Source organism: Variovorax sp. 10N432, from assembly GCF_056394465.1.
The window spans coordinates 217,140-229,916 of sequence record NZ_JBFTHX010000010.1; the positions used below are offsets into that span (position 1 = coordinate 217,140).

18 protein-coding genes are annotated in these 12,777 nt (G+C 69.5%); 9 read left to right on the top strand and 9 right to left on the bottom strand.

All coding sequences use genetic code 11. The features are described 5' to 3' along the window. Positions 1–53: 53 nt before the first annotated feature. From AC1DF3_RS14765 to AC1DF3_RS14775, 3 genes are read left to right on the top strand one after another with little or no spacing between them, the layout of a single operon-like run. Positions 54–1,217 carry an ATP phosphoribosyltransferase regulatory subunit gene (locus AC1DF3_RS14765; protein WP_478140015.1) on the top strand — a complete coding sequence of 388 codons (1,164 nt, stop codon included), beginning with the start codon at positions 54–56 and terminating at the stop codon, positions 1,215–1,217. Positions 1,218–1,238: 21 nt separating this feature from the next. Next, a complete protein-coding gene (locus tag AC1DF3_RS14770) occupies positions 1,239–2,570 on the top strand; it encodes an adenylosuccinate synthase (protein WP_286533024.1) in 1,332 nt (443 codons plus the stop codon). 29 nt (positions 2,571–2,599) lie between these two features. After that, a complete protein-coding gene (locus tag AC1DF3_RS14775; RefSeq protein ID WP_286524856.1) occupies positions 2,600–3,124 on the top strand; it encodes a phosphoribosyltransferase in 525 nt (174 codons plus the stop codon). Positions 3,125–3,146: 22 nt separating this feature from the next. Here the strand turns inward: AC1DF3_RS14775 and AC1DF3_RS14780 are convergent, their stop codons facing one another. Both AC1DF3_RS14780 and AC1DF3_RS14785 read right to left on the bottom strand, forming a co-directional pair. Continuing rightward, a complete protein-coding gene (locus AC1DF3_RS14780) occupies positions 3,147–3,584 on the bottom strand; it encodes a VOC family protein (protein WP_478140016.1) in 438 nt (145 codons plus the stop codon). Further along, entirely contained in the window at positions 3,571–4,488 is a 918-nt protein-coding gene (locus tag AC1DF3_RS14785) for a helix-turn-helix domain-containing protein (RefSeq protein ID WP_478140020.1), read from the bottom strand. The genes AC1DF3_RS14780 and AC1DF3_RS14785 overlap by 14 nt, the downstream gene beginning before the upstream one ends. Positions 4,489–4,528: 40 nt before the next feature. Between AC1DF3_RS14785 and AC1DF3_RS14790 the strand changes: the two genes are divergently transcribed. Together AC1DF3_RS14790 and AC1DF3_RS14795 are read left to right on the top strand one after the other, a co-directional pair. Then, positions 4,529–5,722, top strand: coding sequence for a cystathionine beta-lyase (locus AC1DF3_RS14790; protein ID WP_286533028.1), 1,194 nt, complete (start codon positions 4,529–4,531; stop codon positions 5,720–5,722). Between the two features lie 68 nt (positions 5,723–5,790). After that, positions 5,791–5,994 carry a hypothetical protein gene (locus tag AC1DF3_RS14795; protein WP_286507677.1) on the top strand — a complete coding sequence of 68 codons (204 nt, stop codon included), beginning with the start codon at positions 5,791–5,793 and terminating at the stop codon, positions 5,992–5,994. Between the two features lie 99 nt (positions 5,995–6,093). Here AC1DF3_RS14795 and AC1DF3_RS14800 read toward each other — a convergent pair whose 3' ends face one another. Beyond that, positions 6,094–6,798, bottom strand: a complete 705-nt coding sequence (locus AC1DF3_RS14800; RefSeq protein ID WP_286533030.1) for an arylesterase — start codon at positions 6,796–6,798, stop codon at positions 6,094–6,096. On the opposite strand from AC1DF3_RS14800, the gene AC1DF3_RS14805 reads away from it, so the two are divergent. Genes AC1DF3_RS14805 through rlmB form a run of 3 tightly spaced genes read left to right on the top strand, consistent with a single transcriptional unit; the run spans position 6,761 to position 8,435 of the window. Next, positions 6,761–7,471, top strand: coding sequence for an ABC transporter ATP-binding protein (locus tag AC1DF3_RS14805; RefSeq protein ID WP_286533031.1), 711 nt, complete (start codon positions 6,761–6,763; stop codon positions 7,469–7,471). The genes AC1DF3_RS14800 and AC1DF3_RS14805 overlap by 38 nt on opposite strands. Before the next feature lie 15 nt (positions 7,472–7,486). Beyond that, a complete protein-coding gene (locus AC1DF3_RS14810; RefSeq protein ID WP_286533032.1) occupies positions 7,487–7,669 on the top strand; it encodes a hypothetical protein in 183 nt (60 codons plus the stop codon). A 7-nt stretch (positions 7,670–7,676) separates the two neighbouring features. Next, entirely contained in the window at positions 7,677–8,435 is a 759-nt protein-coding gene (rlmB, locus tag AC1DF3_RS14815) for a 23S rRNA (guanosine(2251)-2'-O)-methyltransferase RlmB (RefSeq protein WP_286533033.1), read from the top strand. On the opposite strand, the gene AC1DF3_RS14820 is transcribed toward rlmB, so the two are convergent. The 5 genes from AC1DF3_RS14820 to AC1DF3_RS14840 all read right to left on the bottom strand — a co-directional run bounded on the left by AC1DF3_RS14820 (position 8,425) and on the right by AC1DF3_RS14840 (position 11,389). After that, positions 8,425–8,898 carry a DUF3237 domain-containing protein gene (locus AC1DF3_RS14820; RefSeq protein ID WP_478140017.1) on the bottom strand — a complete coding sequence of 158 codons (474 nt, stop codon included), beginning with the start codon at positions 8,896–8,898 and terminating at the stop codon, positions 8,425–8,427. The two genes, rlmB and AC1DF3_RS14820, sit on opposite strands and share 11 nt — an antisense overlap. A 33-nt stretch (positions 8,899–8,931) precedes the next feature. Beyond that, positions 8,932–9,102 (bottom strand): hypothetical protein, encoded by a 171-nt coding sequence (locus AC1DF3_RS14825; protein ID WP_286524069.1) that lies wholly within the window; start codon positions 9,100–9,102, stop codon positions 8,932–8,934. 100 nt (positions 9,103–9,202) lie between these two features. Next, positions 9,203–10,177, bottom strand: coding sequence for an aldo/keto reductase (locus AC1DF3_RS14830; RefSeq protein WP_478140018.1), 975 nt, complete (start codon positions 10,175–10,177; stop codon positions 9,203–9,205). Positions 10,178–10,202: 25 nt separating this feature from the next. Continuing rightward, positions 10,203–10,802: a chromate transporter gene (locus AC1DF3_RS14835; RefSeq protein WP_286533036.1), complete on the bottom strand. Its 600-nt coding sequence runs from the start codon at positions 10,800–10,802 to the stop codon at positions 10,203–10,205. Further along, positions 10,799–11,389 carry a chromate transporter gene (locus AC1DF3_RS14840; protein WP_286533037.1) on the bottom strand — a complete coding sequence of 197 codons (591 nt, stop codon included), beginning with the start codon at positions 11,387–11,389 and terminating at the stop codon, positions 10,799–10,801. Before AC1DF3_RS14840 ends, AC1DF3_RS14835 begins: the two co-directional genes overlap by 4 nt. A gap of 84 nt (positions 11,390–11,473) precedes the next feature. On the opposite strand from AC1DF3_RS14840, the gene AC1DF3_RS14845 reads away from it, so the two are divergent. Then, positions 11,474–12,406 carry a YihY/virulence factor BrkB family protein gene (locus tag AC1DF3_RS14845; protein WP_286533038.1) on the top strand — a complete coding sequence of 311 codons (933 nt, stop codon included), beginning with the start codon at positions 11,474–11,476 and terminating at the stop codon, positions 12,404–12,406. Here AC1DF3_RS14845 and AC1DF3_RS14850 read toward each other — a convergent pair. Beyond that, a partial coding sequence (locus tag AC1DF3_RS14850) for a methyl-accepting chemotaxis protein (protein ID WP_478140019.1) occupies positions 12,403–12,777 on the bottom strand: 375 nt, incomplete at its 5' end. The two genes, AC1DF3_RS14845 and AC1DF3_RS14850, sit on opposite strands and share 4 nt — an antisense overlap.

A 12,777-nucleotide genomic window follows, 5' to 3' on the forward strand; every position in this document is an offset into this window, starting at 1 on the left:
CGRCCTGCCACAGTCCCGGTAGAATCCCGGTTTAACCACGGCCCCCGATCTCCATGTCCGCCTGGGTCCTTCCGGATCACATTGCCGATGTGCTGCCTTCCGAGGCGCGCCACATCGAAGAACTTCGACGCCAGCTGCTCGACACCGCCCGTGGCTATGGCTACGAGCTGGTGATGCCGCCGCTGCTGGAGCATCTCGAATCCCTCCTGTCCGGTACCGGCGAGGCGCTCGATCTGCAGACCTTCAAGCTGGTCGACCAGCTGTCGGGCCGCAGCATGGGCCTGCGCGCCGACACCACGCCGCAGGTGGCCCGCATCGACGCCCACCTGCTGAACCGGGCCGGCGTGGCGCGGCTGTGCTACTGCGGCCCGGTGGTCCACACCCGGCCCGACCGCCCCCATGCCACGCGCGAGCCGCTGCAGTTCGGGGCCGAGATCTACGGCCACGCCGGGCTCGAGGCCGACACCGAGATCCTGCGACTGGCGCTCGACTGCCTGCGGGCGGCCGGCGTCACCGGGCGCGCCCAGGCGCCGGTGATCGTCGACCTGGCCGACGCCCGCATCGTGCGCGCCCTGTTCGCCGGCGTGCCGGTCGATGCCGCTGCGATCGCGCGTGTGCATGCGGCGCTGGCGGCCAAGGATGCGAGCACGCTGCGCGAACTCACGGCCGGCTTCCCGGCCCCGTCGCGCGACGGCCTGCTGGCCCTTGTCGAGCTCTACGGCGATGCCGCGGTGCTCGACGAAGCGGCCCGCGTGCTGCCCGACAACGCCGGGATCCGCGCCGCGCTCTCCGACCTGAAGCAGCTCGCTGCCCGCCTCGAGGGTGCGCGCGTGAGCTTCGACCTGGCCGACCTGCGCGGCTATGCCTACTACAGCGGCATGCGCTTCGGCATCTACGCCGACGGCGCCAGCGACTCGCTGGTGCGCGGCGGCCGCTACGACGAGGTGGGCGCCGTGTTCGGGCGCAACCGTCCGGCGGTCGGCTTCAGCCTCGACCTGCGCGAACTGGTCGCCGTGCTGCCCGCGCGGCCGCTGCGGGCAGCGATCCGCGCCCCATGGAGCGACGCCGAGCCCCTCAACAAGGCCATCGCCGCACTGCGCGGCGAAGGCGAGACCGTGGTCTGCGTGCTGCCGGGCCACGGCAACGAAATCGACGAATTCCATTGCGACCGCGAGCTTGTCCAGCAGGACGGCCAATGGCGCGTGCAAGCCATCTGACATCTTGAGAAGCGAGACACCATGAGCGTTACCACCGGAAGAAACGTGGTCGTCGTCGGCACCCAATGGGGCGACGAGGGCAAGGGCAAACTGGTCGACTGGCTGACCGAAAGCGCGCAGGGCGTGGTGCGCTTCCAGGGCGGCCACAATGCCGGCCACACGCTGGTCATCAACGGCGTCAAGACGGCGCTGCACCTGATCCCCAGCGGCATCATGCGGCCCGGCGTCAAGTGCTACATCGGCAACGGCGTGGTCGTTTCGGCGGCCAAGCTGTTCGAGGAGATCGAAGGCCTTGAGAAGGCCGGCGTCGAAGTGCGTTCGCGACTGCGCGTCAGCGAGGCCTGCCCGCTGATCCTGCCTTTCCATGCGGCGCTCGACATCGCCCGCGAGGCCTATCGCGAGAAGGGCGGCATCGAGAAGATCGGCACCACCGGCCGCGGCATCGGCCCGGCCTACGAGGACAAGATCGCACGCCGCGCGCTGCGGGTGCAGGACCTGAAGCATCCCGAGCGATTCGCCACCAAGCTGCGCGTGCTGCTCGACCTGCACAATCATGTGCTGACCCAGGTGCTGAGCGCGCCGGCGATCGATTTCGACACCGTCTACGACGAGGCGATGCGCCACGCCGAGCTGCTCAAGCCGATGATGGCCGACGTCTCGCGCGAGCTCAACGACGCCAACCGGGCCGGCGCCAACCTGCTGTTCGAAGGCGCCCAGGGCACGCTGCTCGACGTCGACCACGGCACCTATCCCTACGTCACCTCGAGCAACTGCGTGGCCGGCAATGCGGCCGCGGGCTCGGGTGTCGGCCCGGGCATGCTGCACTACGTGCTCGGCATCACGAAGGCCTACTGCACCCGCGTCGGCGGCGGCCCGTTCCCGACCGAGCTCGACTGGGAGAAGCCCGGCACCGTCGGCTGGCACCTGAGCAACGTCGGCGCCGAGAAGGGCGTGACCACCGGGCGCAGCCGCCGCTGCGGCTGGTTCGATGCCGCGCTGCTGAAGCGCTCGGCCCAGGTCAACGGCCTTTCCGGCCTGTGCATCACCAAGCTCGACGTGCTCGACGGCCTCGAAGAACTCAAGCTGTGCACCGGCTACGAGCTCGATGGCGAGTACACCGACATCCTGCCGATGGGCGCCGACGAGATCGAGCGCTGCACGCCGGTCTACGAGACGCTCGAGGGCTGGAGCGACAGCACCGTGGGCGTGACCCAGTACGACAAGCTGCCGATCAATGCGCGGCTTTATCTGCAGCGCATCGAGCAGGTCACGGGCGTGCCGATCCACATGGTGTCGACCAGCCCCGACCGCGATCACACGATCATGATGCGCCATCCCTACCTGGCCGACTGAACGCAACCACCCGCAGGAACACCATGACCATGTTGACCGAAGACGGCAAGCACCTCTACGTGAGCTACGACGAGTACCACAACCTGATCGAGAAGCTCGCGATCAAGGTGCACCAGTCGGGCTGGCAGTTCGACACCATCCTGTGCCTGGCGCGCGGTGGCTTGCGGCCCGGCGACGTGCTGTCGCGGATCTTCGACAAGCCGCTGGCGATCATGTCGACCAGCTCGTACCGCGCCGATGCCGGCACGGTGCAGGGCCACCTGGACATCGCGCGCTTCATCACCACGCCCAAGGGCGAGATCGCCGGCAAGGTGCTGCTGGTCGACGACCTGGCGGATTCGGGCCACACGCTGCATGCCGTGGTGGAGCAGCTCAAGAGCAACTACAAGCCGATCACCGAGCTGCGCAGCGCGGTGCTCTGGACCAAGGCGCTGTCGACCTTCACGCCCGACTACTCGGTCGAGTTCCTGCAGACCAACCCCTGGATCCACCAGCCTTTCGAGGGCTACGACTCGCTCGGCGTCGGGAAACTGCTGGAGAAGTGGTCGGTCTGAGCACGGTGAGGCCGCAGCGGCCTCACTTGAGTTTTTCGGTGTAGCGCTTCTGCATTTCTTCGGGCGCCACGGCCTCGATGGCGTGCCCGACATTCCAGCGGTGTCCGAACGGGCAGCGGAAGGTGCCCGAGCGTTCGCCGTAGAAATGATCTTCCAGCGGCATTTCGAGCGTCGCGCCGGCCTTCAGGGCGCGCGCGACCAGCGCATCGGCGTCGTCGACATGCAGGTGCAGCGTGACGGGGGTGGCGCCCAGGGTGGTGGCGCTGCGGATGCCGTACTCCGGGAATTCGTCGCACAGCATCACGGTGGTGCCGCCGAAATCGAGTTCGGCGTGGCCGATGCGGCCGCCGGGCTCGGTCAGCCGGAACTTCTCGGTGGCGCCGAAGACCTCGCCGTAGAAAGCGATCGCGGCGGCCGTGTCCTTCACGCAGAGATAGGGGAACAGTTCATGGACGGTCATGCGGGGGTCCTCGATGAAGCGGTGTGGGCGCGATTCTGATCCCGCCCGGGCGGGACGTCTTGGACGAAGTTGACCTGTCGACGGAGACGTGGTTCGGTGCGCTCGGCGCCGCCCGGCGGTAGGCCTCGGGGCTCATGCCGGCGATGTCGCCGAACTCCCGGATGCAGTGGGACTGGTCGCTGTAGCCCAACGCGAGCGCAAGCTCCGCCCAGGGCACGGTCCCCGGTGCCGTGGCCAGCAGCCGCTGGAAGCGCAGCACGCGCTGCAGGCGCTTGGGCGCCAGCCCCGTGGCCTCCTTGAAGAGGGCGGCGAAATGCCGGTGGCTGTAGCCGCTGGCGCGCACCAGCTCGCGAACCGGCGTGCCGTCGGCGATGCCGCGCAGGCCCCGCGCGACCGCCGGGTGCAGCGCAAGCGGGCGTGGCGCCCGTCGCCGGACGAGCAGGGCCTCGAGCGCGTCCAGCCGGGCCGAGGGCGTAGGCAGACCTTGCAGCAGCTCGAGCGCGTCGCCGGCGGCCGCACCCCAGAGCGCGTCGAGCGGCGTGTGCCGTTCGGCCAGGGCCGAGGCGGGCGTGCCGAACAGCGCCCAGGCAGCCCCGGGGCGCAGCTGCGCGCCCACCGACGCGGTGGGCGCCGCGACCTCCCGGGCATAGAAGGCCGAACGGGCGCCGCCGACGATGGCATGTCCCACCGTCCAGCCGGTGCTGTCGTCCGGGTCGGCGAAGAGCCGCAGCGGGGTGTCCGCCAACCTGAACACGAGGTGCATGTCGCCGGTCGGCAGCACGTGTTCGCGCCGAGGCACCGGGTGCGCGAGCGCGTCCGCAGGGCCGGGCTCGGCCGCCCACATCGAGCGGACGACGAACCGCAGCGAAGGCGGGGGAACGCGCGTGAGCAGCATGCCGGCCATTGTGCGCACTGGCGGCGATCTGGTCGACTAGCATGGAGGCATGCCCAAGCCCATCACCGACCTGATCCACCATCCCTACAGCCCGCCGGCCCATTTCGCGGCGCCCCAGCCGGGCGTCTACAAGGCTTCGACCGTGTTCTTCGCCGACGTCGCCGCGATGCGCGCGCGCGACTGGCGGACCAAGGTCGGCTACACCTACGGCCTGCACGGCACGCCGACCACCTTCACGCTCGAGGAGCGGCTCGCCACGCTGGAGGGCGGCTCAGAGTGCCTGCTGGTGCCCAGCGGGCTGGCGGCGATCTCGCTGGTCTCGTTTGCGCTCCTGAAGGCTGGCGACGAGGTGCTGATCCCGGACAACGCCTACGGTCCGAACAAGGCGCTGGCGAACGGCGAGCTGGCCAATTTCGGCATCAGCCACCGGCTCTACGACGCCATGAACCCCGCCGACCTCGCGGCCAAGCTGTCGGACCGCACCAAACTGGTCTGGGTGGAGGCCGCCGGCTCCGTGACGATGGAGTTTCCAGACCTGCCGGCGCTGGTCGGTGCCTGCCGCGAGCGCGGCGTGATCACCGCGCTCGACAACACCTGGGGCGCCGGCCTGGCTTTCGCGCCCTTCGATTTCAACGGCACGGGGCAGGGGGTCGACATCTCGGTCCATGCGCTGACCAAGTACCCGAGCGGGGGCGGCGATGTGCTGATGGGCAGCGTGGTCACCCGCGACGAGCGGCTGCACCGCGCGCTCAAGCTGACCCACATGCGCATGGGCTTCGGCATCGGCGTGGGCGACGTCGAAACCGTGCTGCGCTCGCTGCCGAGCCTGGCGCTGCGCTACCAGGCGCATGACCGCAGCGCCCGCGAACTCGCCCGCTGGCTCGAAGGCCGGCCCGAGATCGCGCAGGTGCTGCATCCGGCGCTCGAGGGCTCGCCGGGCCACGCGCACTGGCTGCGGCTCTGCGGCGCCAGCGACCTGGCGGCGGGCCTGTTCTCGGTGGTCTTCGACGCCCGCTACGGCACCGAGCAGGTCGACCGCTTCTGCGACAGCCTGGCCTTGTTCCGGCTCGGCTATTCGTGGGGTGGGCCGATCAGCCTGGTGGTGCCCTACGACATCGGCCTGATGCGCGACGCCGCGGTGGCCCGCTGGCCGCACAAGGGCACGCTGGTGCGGTTCTCGATCGGCCTGGAAGACGTGGACGACCTGCGCGCGGACCTGGAACAGGCGCTGGCGGCACTCTGAGAGCGCCGCGATATCGCGTACAGTCAAGCCATGTGCAGTCACCGTGACTGTCTCGTGAAGGAGAAGCAGTGGCAACACCAAATTACGGCTATGAAAAGCGCCAGAAAGAACTGGCTAAGAAGAAAAAGAAGGAAGACAAGCTGAGGGAAAAGGCCAACCGCAAGCTCATGCCCAGCAGCGACGGCCTGGCACCCGGCGATCCGGAGACCGATGTCGCTTCGCTGGAACGCGATCCGCCGACGGTGCCCGAACTGCCGACCAAGAACGGCTGAGCCGTTCCGGACCTCCCCCCCGAAAGAATGAAGAAGCCGCCGCGGCTCAGCGCCGCGGCGGCTTTTTGCTTGCGTGAATCGAAGCCGGCCGGCGGCCGGCTATTTCGGAAGCATCTTGCGCAAGGCCGGCCAGACGTTGTCGAGCATGCGCGGCTGGGCGGCCGCGGTCGGGTGGATGCGGTCGGCCTGGAACAGTACCGCCGCATCGGGCCCGTCGGCGATGCCTTTCAGCAGGAAGGGAACCACCGGTGCCTTGGTCGCCGCCGCCACCTTCGAGAAGATGGCCTCGAAGCGGCGCGTGTAGTCGCTGCCGTAGTTCGGTGGCACCTGGATGCCGACCAGCAGCACCTGGGCGCCCGTGGCCTGTGCAGCCTTGGTCATCTGCAGCAGGTTGTCCTCGGTGCCGGCCAGCGGCAGGCCGCGCAGGGCGTCGTTTGCGCCGAGTTCGAGCACCACGTGCGTCGGCTGGTGCTGCGCCAGCAGGTTGGGCAGCCGGGCCCGGCCGCCCGCGCTGGTGTCGCCGCTGATGCTGGCATTGACCACCGTGGCCGCGATCTTCTGTTCGGCCAGCCGCTTGTCGAGCAGCGGCACCCAGCCTTCGCCGCGCTTGAGGCCGTACTCGGCCGACAGCGAGTCGCCGACCACCAGGATCAGGGGCGCCTTGCCCGCTGCCGACTGCGCTCCGGCGGCCGGCCATGACCCCGCATTCGCGACCAGCGCGGCGCTCAAGATAAAGTGACGTCGATTCACCACGCGAAACCTTTCAATGTCCTCAATCCGATCCGATGGCCGAGCCGACGCCATCGTCGCCGTCCAGCATGTCTTCAAGTCCGTGACCGATTCCACCGGAACGCTGGATATTCTGCAGGACATCGACTTCACCCTGGGCGCCAGGGAGACCGCTGCGATCGTCGGCGCCTCGGGCTCGGGCAAGAGCACGCTGCTGTCGATCGTCGCCGGCCTCGACACGCCCACCCGCGGCACCGTGAAGCTCGGGGGCGAGGACCTGTTCGCGATCGACGAGGACGAACGTGCGGCCCTGCGGGCGCAGAAGGTCGGCTTCGTGTTCCAGAGTTTCCAGCTGCTCGGCAACCTGAGCGCGCTCGAGAACGTGATGTTGCCCCTTGAATTGGCCGATCGCAAGGATGCCCGCAAGGCGGCCACCGAGATGCTCGGCCGTGTCGGGCTCGGCCAGCGCCTGGGCCACTATCCCAAGGTGCTGTCGGGCGGCGAGCAGCAGCGGGTGGCGCTGGCGCGGGCCTTCGTGGTCCAGCCGGCGCTGCTGCTGGCCGACGAGCCCACCGGCAGCCTCGATTTCGCCACCGGCGAGCAGGTGATGCGGCTGATGTTCGACCTCAACCGCGAACTGGGCACCACCCTCGTGCTGGTCACGCACGACCGTGGCATCGCGGCCCAGTGCGAGCGCAAAATCACGATCGAGGCGGGGCGCGTGGCGCTCGACGAGGGGGGGAGCTGAACCGCGGGGGAACCCATGCCCAGACCTTCACCAGACAGCGACGAGGAAGACGACACCGCCTTCGGCGGGCTGGCGCCTCGCAGCGGGCCGCAGGCCGAGCCCAGGGAGCGCAAGCCGCCCCGATGGGGCCGCTGGGCGGGGGTCGCCGCCGGCCTGCTGCTGCTGTGCCTGCTGCTCTATCTCGCCGGGGCTCGATAATCCCCGCATGTCTTCCCCCAAAGTGATTTTCGGCTTCCATGCCGTCGGCGTGCGCATCAAGACCGCGCCCCAATCGGTGATCGAGGTGCTGTTCGATGCCAGCCGGCGCGATGCGCGCATGCGGCAGTTCGTCGCCCGCGCCCAGGAGGCCGGCGTGCGGCTGGTCGAGGCCGATGGCCTGCGCCTTTCGAAGCTGAGCGGCAGCCATGGCCACCAGGGCGTGGCTGCGCGCGTCGAGCCGGTCGCCCAGACCCATTCGCTCGACGAACTGCTGGAGGGCCTGGAAGCCGCGGGCACGATGCCGCTGCTGCTGGTGCTCGACGGTGTGACCGACCCGCACAACCTGGGCGCCTGCCTGCGCGTCGCCGACGGCGCCGGCGCCCACGCGGTGATCGCGCCGAAGGACCACGCCGCCGGCATCAACGCCACCGTGGCCAAGGTGGCAAGCGGGGCGGCCGAGACGGTGCCGTATTTCATGGTGACCAACCTGGCGCGCACGCTCAACGAACTCAAGGAGCGCAGCATCTGGTGCGTCGGCACCAGCGACGATGCGCCCGGCACGCTCTACCAGAGCGACCTGCGGCGCCCGCTGGCGCTGGTGCTGGGCGCCGAAGGCGAGGGGATGCGCCAGCTCACGCGCAAGACCTGCGACGAACTGATCAGCATCCCGATGGCGGGCGCCGTGGAAAGCCTCAACGTGTCGGTGGCGAGCGGTGTCTGCCTCTACGAGGCGATGCGGCAGCGGCTGGCCCCGGCTACAGGCTGAAGAAACGCATCACGACCTCGGCGGGGTGCCGCACCCCGACGCCGACGAACATGCGGTCGGTGATCCAGCCCAACGTCTTCGAAGCGGTCTCGAAGCGCGGGTGGCAGCGGAAGTAGACCTGGGCCGGGTCGACGGGTTCGCCACGCAGCAGCGCGGCCATGACCTCGGCCGGTGCCGAGCGCACCGCATGGTTCTGGACGTAGATCAGGTCGCCGGCATCGGTCTCGAGGCCGTAGCGGGCGTCGAGTTCGGACAAGGTGTCGCTGACGATCAACTGGAAATCGGTGCCGCCGGGCAGCACGCGGGCGGTCCAGCCGTCACCGCGGGCTTCGCCGCCGGTGATCGGCACCAGCCGACGCATGCCGCGCGGGCCGCGGCTCAGGACCTCGGGCCTGCCGACCTCGACCCGGAGATCGGCGAAAAGGGAAAGCGTGGGTGGGGCGAGGGGATCGTGGGGATTCATCCCGCAAGCGTATCGCGGATGTGGCTCCGAGAATCAGGACGGGTCCTTGCCGCGAGTGCGGCCGACGCCGCTGAAGATGCCGATGCCGAGCAGGATCAGGGCGCCGATGCCAATGTAGAGCGAGGGCACGCCGGCGACCGAGGCGGCCCAGCCCACGCCGGCCAGGAAGATCAGGAAGCCGATCATGTAGAGGGCGAAGGACATGGTTGTTGCTCCGGGTCTGGGACTATGGGAATCGGCCCAGTCTGCCTTCGTCCGAGCCCGCAGGCGGCGGCCGCGGCCGCCAATCCGTGTCGGAGGGAGCCTACCGTTCAGCCGGGGCGGACGGCTCGGCGCTCGCCGCGTCCAGCGCCGCGATGGTCTCGGGCGACAGTTGCAGCGCGGYTGCCGCGACCAGTTCCTCCAACTGCTTCATCGAGGTCGCGCTGGCAATCGGCGCCGTGACCACCGGCCGCGCGATCTGCCAGGCGATCGCCACCTGGCCCGGGGTCGCGCCATGGGTCCTGGCGGCGGCGTCGAGCGCGTCGAGGATGCGCAGGCCGCGCGCGTTCAGGTATTTCTTGGTGGTGCTGCCGCCGCGCGCGCTTTTCGCGGCATCCGCCGGGCTTCGGTACTTGCCGGTCAGGAAGCCGGCGGCGAGCGCATAGAAATTGATCACGCCGACGCCGCGCGCGAGGCACAGGGGCTCGAGCGCCTGCTCGAAGACCGCCCGGTCGTAGAGGTTGTACAGCGGCTGCAGGCTCTCGTAGCGCGGCAGCCCCTGCTTCTCGGCCACGTCCAGCGCCTCGGCCAGCCGCGGGGCGCTGAAGTTCGAGGCCCCGATCGCGCGCACCTTGCCGGCCTTGATCAGCGCCGCGAAGGCTTCCGCGGTGTCGGAAAGCGGCGTGTCCGGGTCGTCGTCGTGGGATTGGTAGAGGTCGATGCGATCGGTCTGCAGGCGCCGCAGCGACGCATCGACGGCTTCGTGGATGTAGGCCGGCGACAGGCCCTTCTTGCCTTCGCCCATCGGCTTGCCGAGCTTGGTCGCGAGCACCACGCGGTCGCGCTTGCCGCTCTGGCGCAGCCACTTGCCGATGATGGTCTCGGATTCGCCGCCGCTGTGGCCGGGCACCCAGCTGGAATAGACGTCGGCGGTGTCGATGAAATTGAAGCCGGCGTCGAGCCAGGCGTCGAGCAGCCGGAACGACAGCGCTTCGTCGACGGTCCAGCCGAACACGTTGCCGCCGAAGGCCAGCGGGGAAACCTGGAGGCCCGAGCGGCCGAGGGGTCGGAGTTGCATGAGGAGGAAGCCTTGAAAAAGAGGTTCAGACGAAACCCAGGGCGCCCAGCAGCGCCCCGGCGCCCAGCAGCCACAGCAGGTGGATGCGGGTGCGCCAGACGATAAACGTGGCCACGCCGCTCAGCAGCCACAGGTGCCAGGCGGGCGCGTTGCCAGCATGGTTTCCGCCCGCCAGCACCCAGCCGGTGGCGACCAGCAGGCCGATGACGATCGGCGCCATGCCCTGCTTGAAGGCGCGCACGCCGCGCCGGGTGCGGTTGCGGTGGCCCCAGCGGGTGGCAAAATAAGTCAGGGTGGTGCTCGGCAGCATGATGCCGACCATGGTGATCGCGAGGCCCAGCAGGCCCAGCAGCCAGGCCTGCAGGCCGGCCCCGATGCCGCCGCCGGCATTCAACCCGACGTTCCAGCCCATCAGCGCCACGAACAGCACGTTGGGGCCCGGCGCGGCCTGGGCGATGGCGACCGAGGAACTGAACTGGGCGTCGGTCAGCCAGCGGTGGTCGCTGACCAGGAAGCGGTGCATGTCGGGCACCGTGGTGATGGCGCCGCTGATCGACAGCAGCGAAAGCATCAGGTACTGGGCGAAGAGCGCGAGCCAGTCCTGCCAGTGCATGACGATGGTCATGGCGCGATCTTCCGCCAGGTCCAGGCGCAGGCCACGCCGCCGACCACCAGAAGCACCCAGCCGAGCGGGATGCGGCCGAAGGCGATCGCGGCGAAGACCACGGCGACCAGCACCAGGCAGGTGGCGAAGCCCAGCGGATGCCGCCGCAGCTGCGGTATGAGCTTGATGCCGGTGGCGGCGATCAGCCCGCCCGCCACCGCGCCCATCCCGCGCAGCGCGCCGGCGACCTGCGGGTTGCCGGCGTAGTGGGCATAGAGCACCGCCAGCACCAGGATCACGGCCAGCGGCACGGTGAGCATGCCGGCCACCGCCGCGATCGCGCCGCGCAGCCCGAAGTGGCGATCGCCGATCATCAGCGCCAGATTGATCACGTTGGGGCCCGGCAGCACCTGGGCGACGGCCCAGTCCTCGAGGAATTCGTCGGGGGTGAGCCAGCGCTTCTTTTCGACCATCTCGCGCTGGACGATGGCCAGCACGCCGCCGAAGCCCTGCAACGCCAGCCAGGTGCAGGAAACGAAAAGGTCGCGCGGGGATTGGGGGCGCGGGCGGTCGGTCGCCGCCGGCGCAGGGGTAGATGCGAGATCCATGTGGGGCGATTATCGTGGGCCGTGCCGCCGCCGAGGCGCACTGTCCCACGTGCCGCCGGCCAAGTTGCTGCCAAACTCCCGCCCATGAACGCACGCTCGCTCTTCCAGCTCTGCAAGGATTCGGTCGCCTCGTGGCGGGCCGACTACGCCCCCAGCATGGGCGCCGCGCTGGCCTACTACACGGTGTTCTCGGTCGCGCCGCTGATCCTCATCGTCATCTCCGTGGTCGGTCTGGTGTTCGGCCGGGAGGCGGCCCGCGGCGAGATCTTCGAGCAGCTCTCGGGGCTGATGGGCGCCGACGGCGCGCGAGCGGTGCAGTCGATGCTCGAAGCCCTCAACAAGCCGACCCAGGGGGTGGTCGCCACCGTGGCTGGCCTCGGCCTGGTGGTCGTCGGCGCCACCACGGTCTTCGGTGAGCTGCAGGACGCGTTCGACCGCATCTGGCGGGCGCCGGTGCGCGACGCGGGTGGCGGTGTGCTGTCGCTGCTGCGCACGCGGCTGCTCTCGTTCAGCATGATCATGGGCATCGGCTTCCTTCTGATCGTGTCGCTGGTGGTCAACGCGGCGCTGGCGGCCCTGGGCGAGTGGTGGGCGCCGATGTTCGGCGGCTGGGCCACGCTGGCGCAGCACGTCAATTCGGCCTTCGGCTTCGTGATCGTGACGATCGGCTTCGCGATGATCTACAAGGTCATGCCGCGGGTCAGGGTGCAATGGCGCGACGTCTGGGTGGGCGCCGCGGTGACGGCGGTGCTGTTCACGGTCGGCAAGTACCTGATCGGCCTCTACATCGGCACAACCGGCGTCGCCTCGGGCTATGGCGCCGCCGGCTCGCTGGTGGTGGTGCTGGTGTGGGTCTATTACTCGGCCCAGATCTTCCTGCTGGGCGTCGAATTCACCTGGGTCTACGCCCACGCTTACGGGTCGCTGAAGGGCGTCCCCCGGCCGGCGCCGGGGCGTTCGCCGATGCGGCCCGAAGAGGGGACGCGGCCGGCCGTGGGCGGGTCCGCCGACGGTTAGAACTCTTCCCAGTCGCCCGCCGCCGACACGGCAGAAGCGGGCGTCTGCTTGCGTGGCGCGGATTCCTCCCTGGCCGGCTTGGCCTTGGCCTGCAACCGCTTCGCCGGTGCCGCGGCCGGCGAGCGCGAGGCCTGCGATCGGTCCAGCTTGAACACACCGACCGCGCGCGACAGCTGGCTCGCCTGGTCCTGCAGCGAGCCCGCCGCCGCGGACGCCTCTTCGACCAGCGCCGCGTTCTGCTGGGTCACCTGGTCCATCTGCGTGATCGCCTGGTTGATCTGCTCGATCCCCGAGGTCTGCTCCTGGCTGGCCGCCGTGATCTCGCCCATGATGTCGGTCACCCGCTTGACGCTGTCGACGATCTCTTCCAT

Coding starts and splice junctions, on each gene's coding strand:
- AC1DF3_RS14805 (WP_286533031.1), top strand. CDS start 6,761: ATGTCCTCAATCCGATCCGATGGCCGAGCCGACGCCATCGTCGCCGTC.
- AC1DF3_RS14765 (WP_478140015.1), top strand. CDS start 54: ATGTCCGCCTGGGTCCTTCCGGATCACATTGCCGATGTGCTGCCTTCC.
- AC1DF3_RS14780 (WP_478140016.1), bottom strand. CDS start 3,584: ATGACCGTCCATGAACTGTTCCCCTATCTCTGCGTGAAGGACACGGCC.
- AC1DF3_RS14800 (WP_286533030.1), bottom strand. CDS start 6,798: ATGGCGTCGGCTCGGCCATCGGATCGGATTGAGGACATTGAAAGGTTT.
- AC1DF3_RS14840 (WP_286533037.1), bottom strand. CDS start 11,389: ATGGATCTCGCATCTACCCCTGCGCCGGCGGCGACCGACCGCCCGCGC.
- AC1DF3_RS14835 (WP_286533036.1), bottom strand. CDS start 10,802: ATGACCATCGTCATGCACTGGCAGGACTGGCTCGCGCTCTTCGCCCAG.
- AC1DF3_RS14770 (WP_286533024.1), top strand. CDS start 1,239: ATGAGCGTTACCACCGGAAGAAACGTGGTCGTCGTCGGCACCCAATGG.
- AC1DF3_RS14775 (WP_286524856.1), top strand. CDS start 2,600: ATGTTGACCGAAGACGGCAAGCACCTCTACGTGAGCTACGACGAGTAC.
- AC1DF3_RS14810 (WP_286533032.1), top strand. CDS start 7,487: ATGCCCAGACCTTCACCAGACAGCGACGAGGAAGACGACACCGCCTTC.
- AC1DF3_RS14845 (WP_286533038.1), top strand. CDS start 11,474: ATGAACGCACGCTCGCTCTTCCAGCTCTGCAAGGATTCGGTCGCCTCG.
- rlmB (WP_286533033.1), top strand. CDS start 7,677: ATGTCTTCCCCCAAAGTGATTTTCGGCTTCCATGCCGTCGGCGTGCGC.
- AC1DF3_RS14790 (WP_286533028.1), top strand. CDS start 4,529: ATGCCCAAGCCCATCACCGACCTGATCCACCATCCCTACAGCCCGCCG.
- AC1DF3_RS14825 (WP_286524069.1), bottom strand. CDS start 9,102: ATGTCCTTCGCCCTCTACATGATCGGCTTCCTGATCTTCCTGGCCGGC.
- AC1DF3_RS14785 (WP_478140020.1), bottom strand. CDS start 4,488: ATGGCCGGCATGCTGCTCACGCGCGTTCCCCCGCCTTCGCTGCGGTTC.
- AC1DF3_RS14820 (WP_478140017.1), bottom strand. CDS start 8,898: ATGAATCCCCACGATCCCCTCGCCCCACCCACGCTTTCCCTTTTCGCC.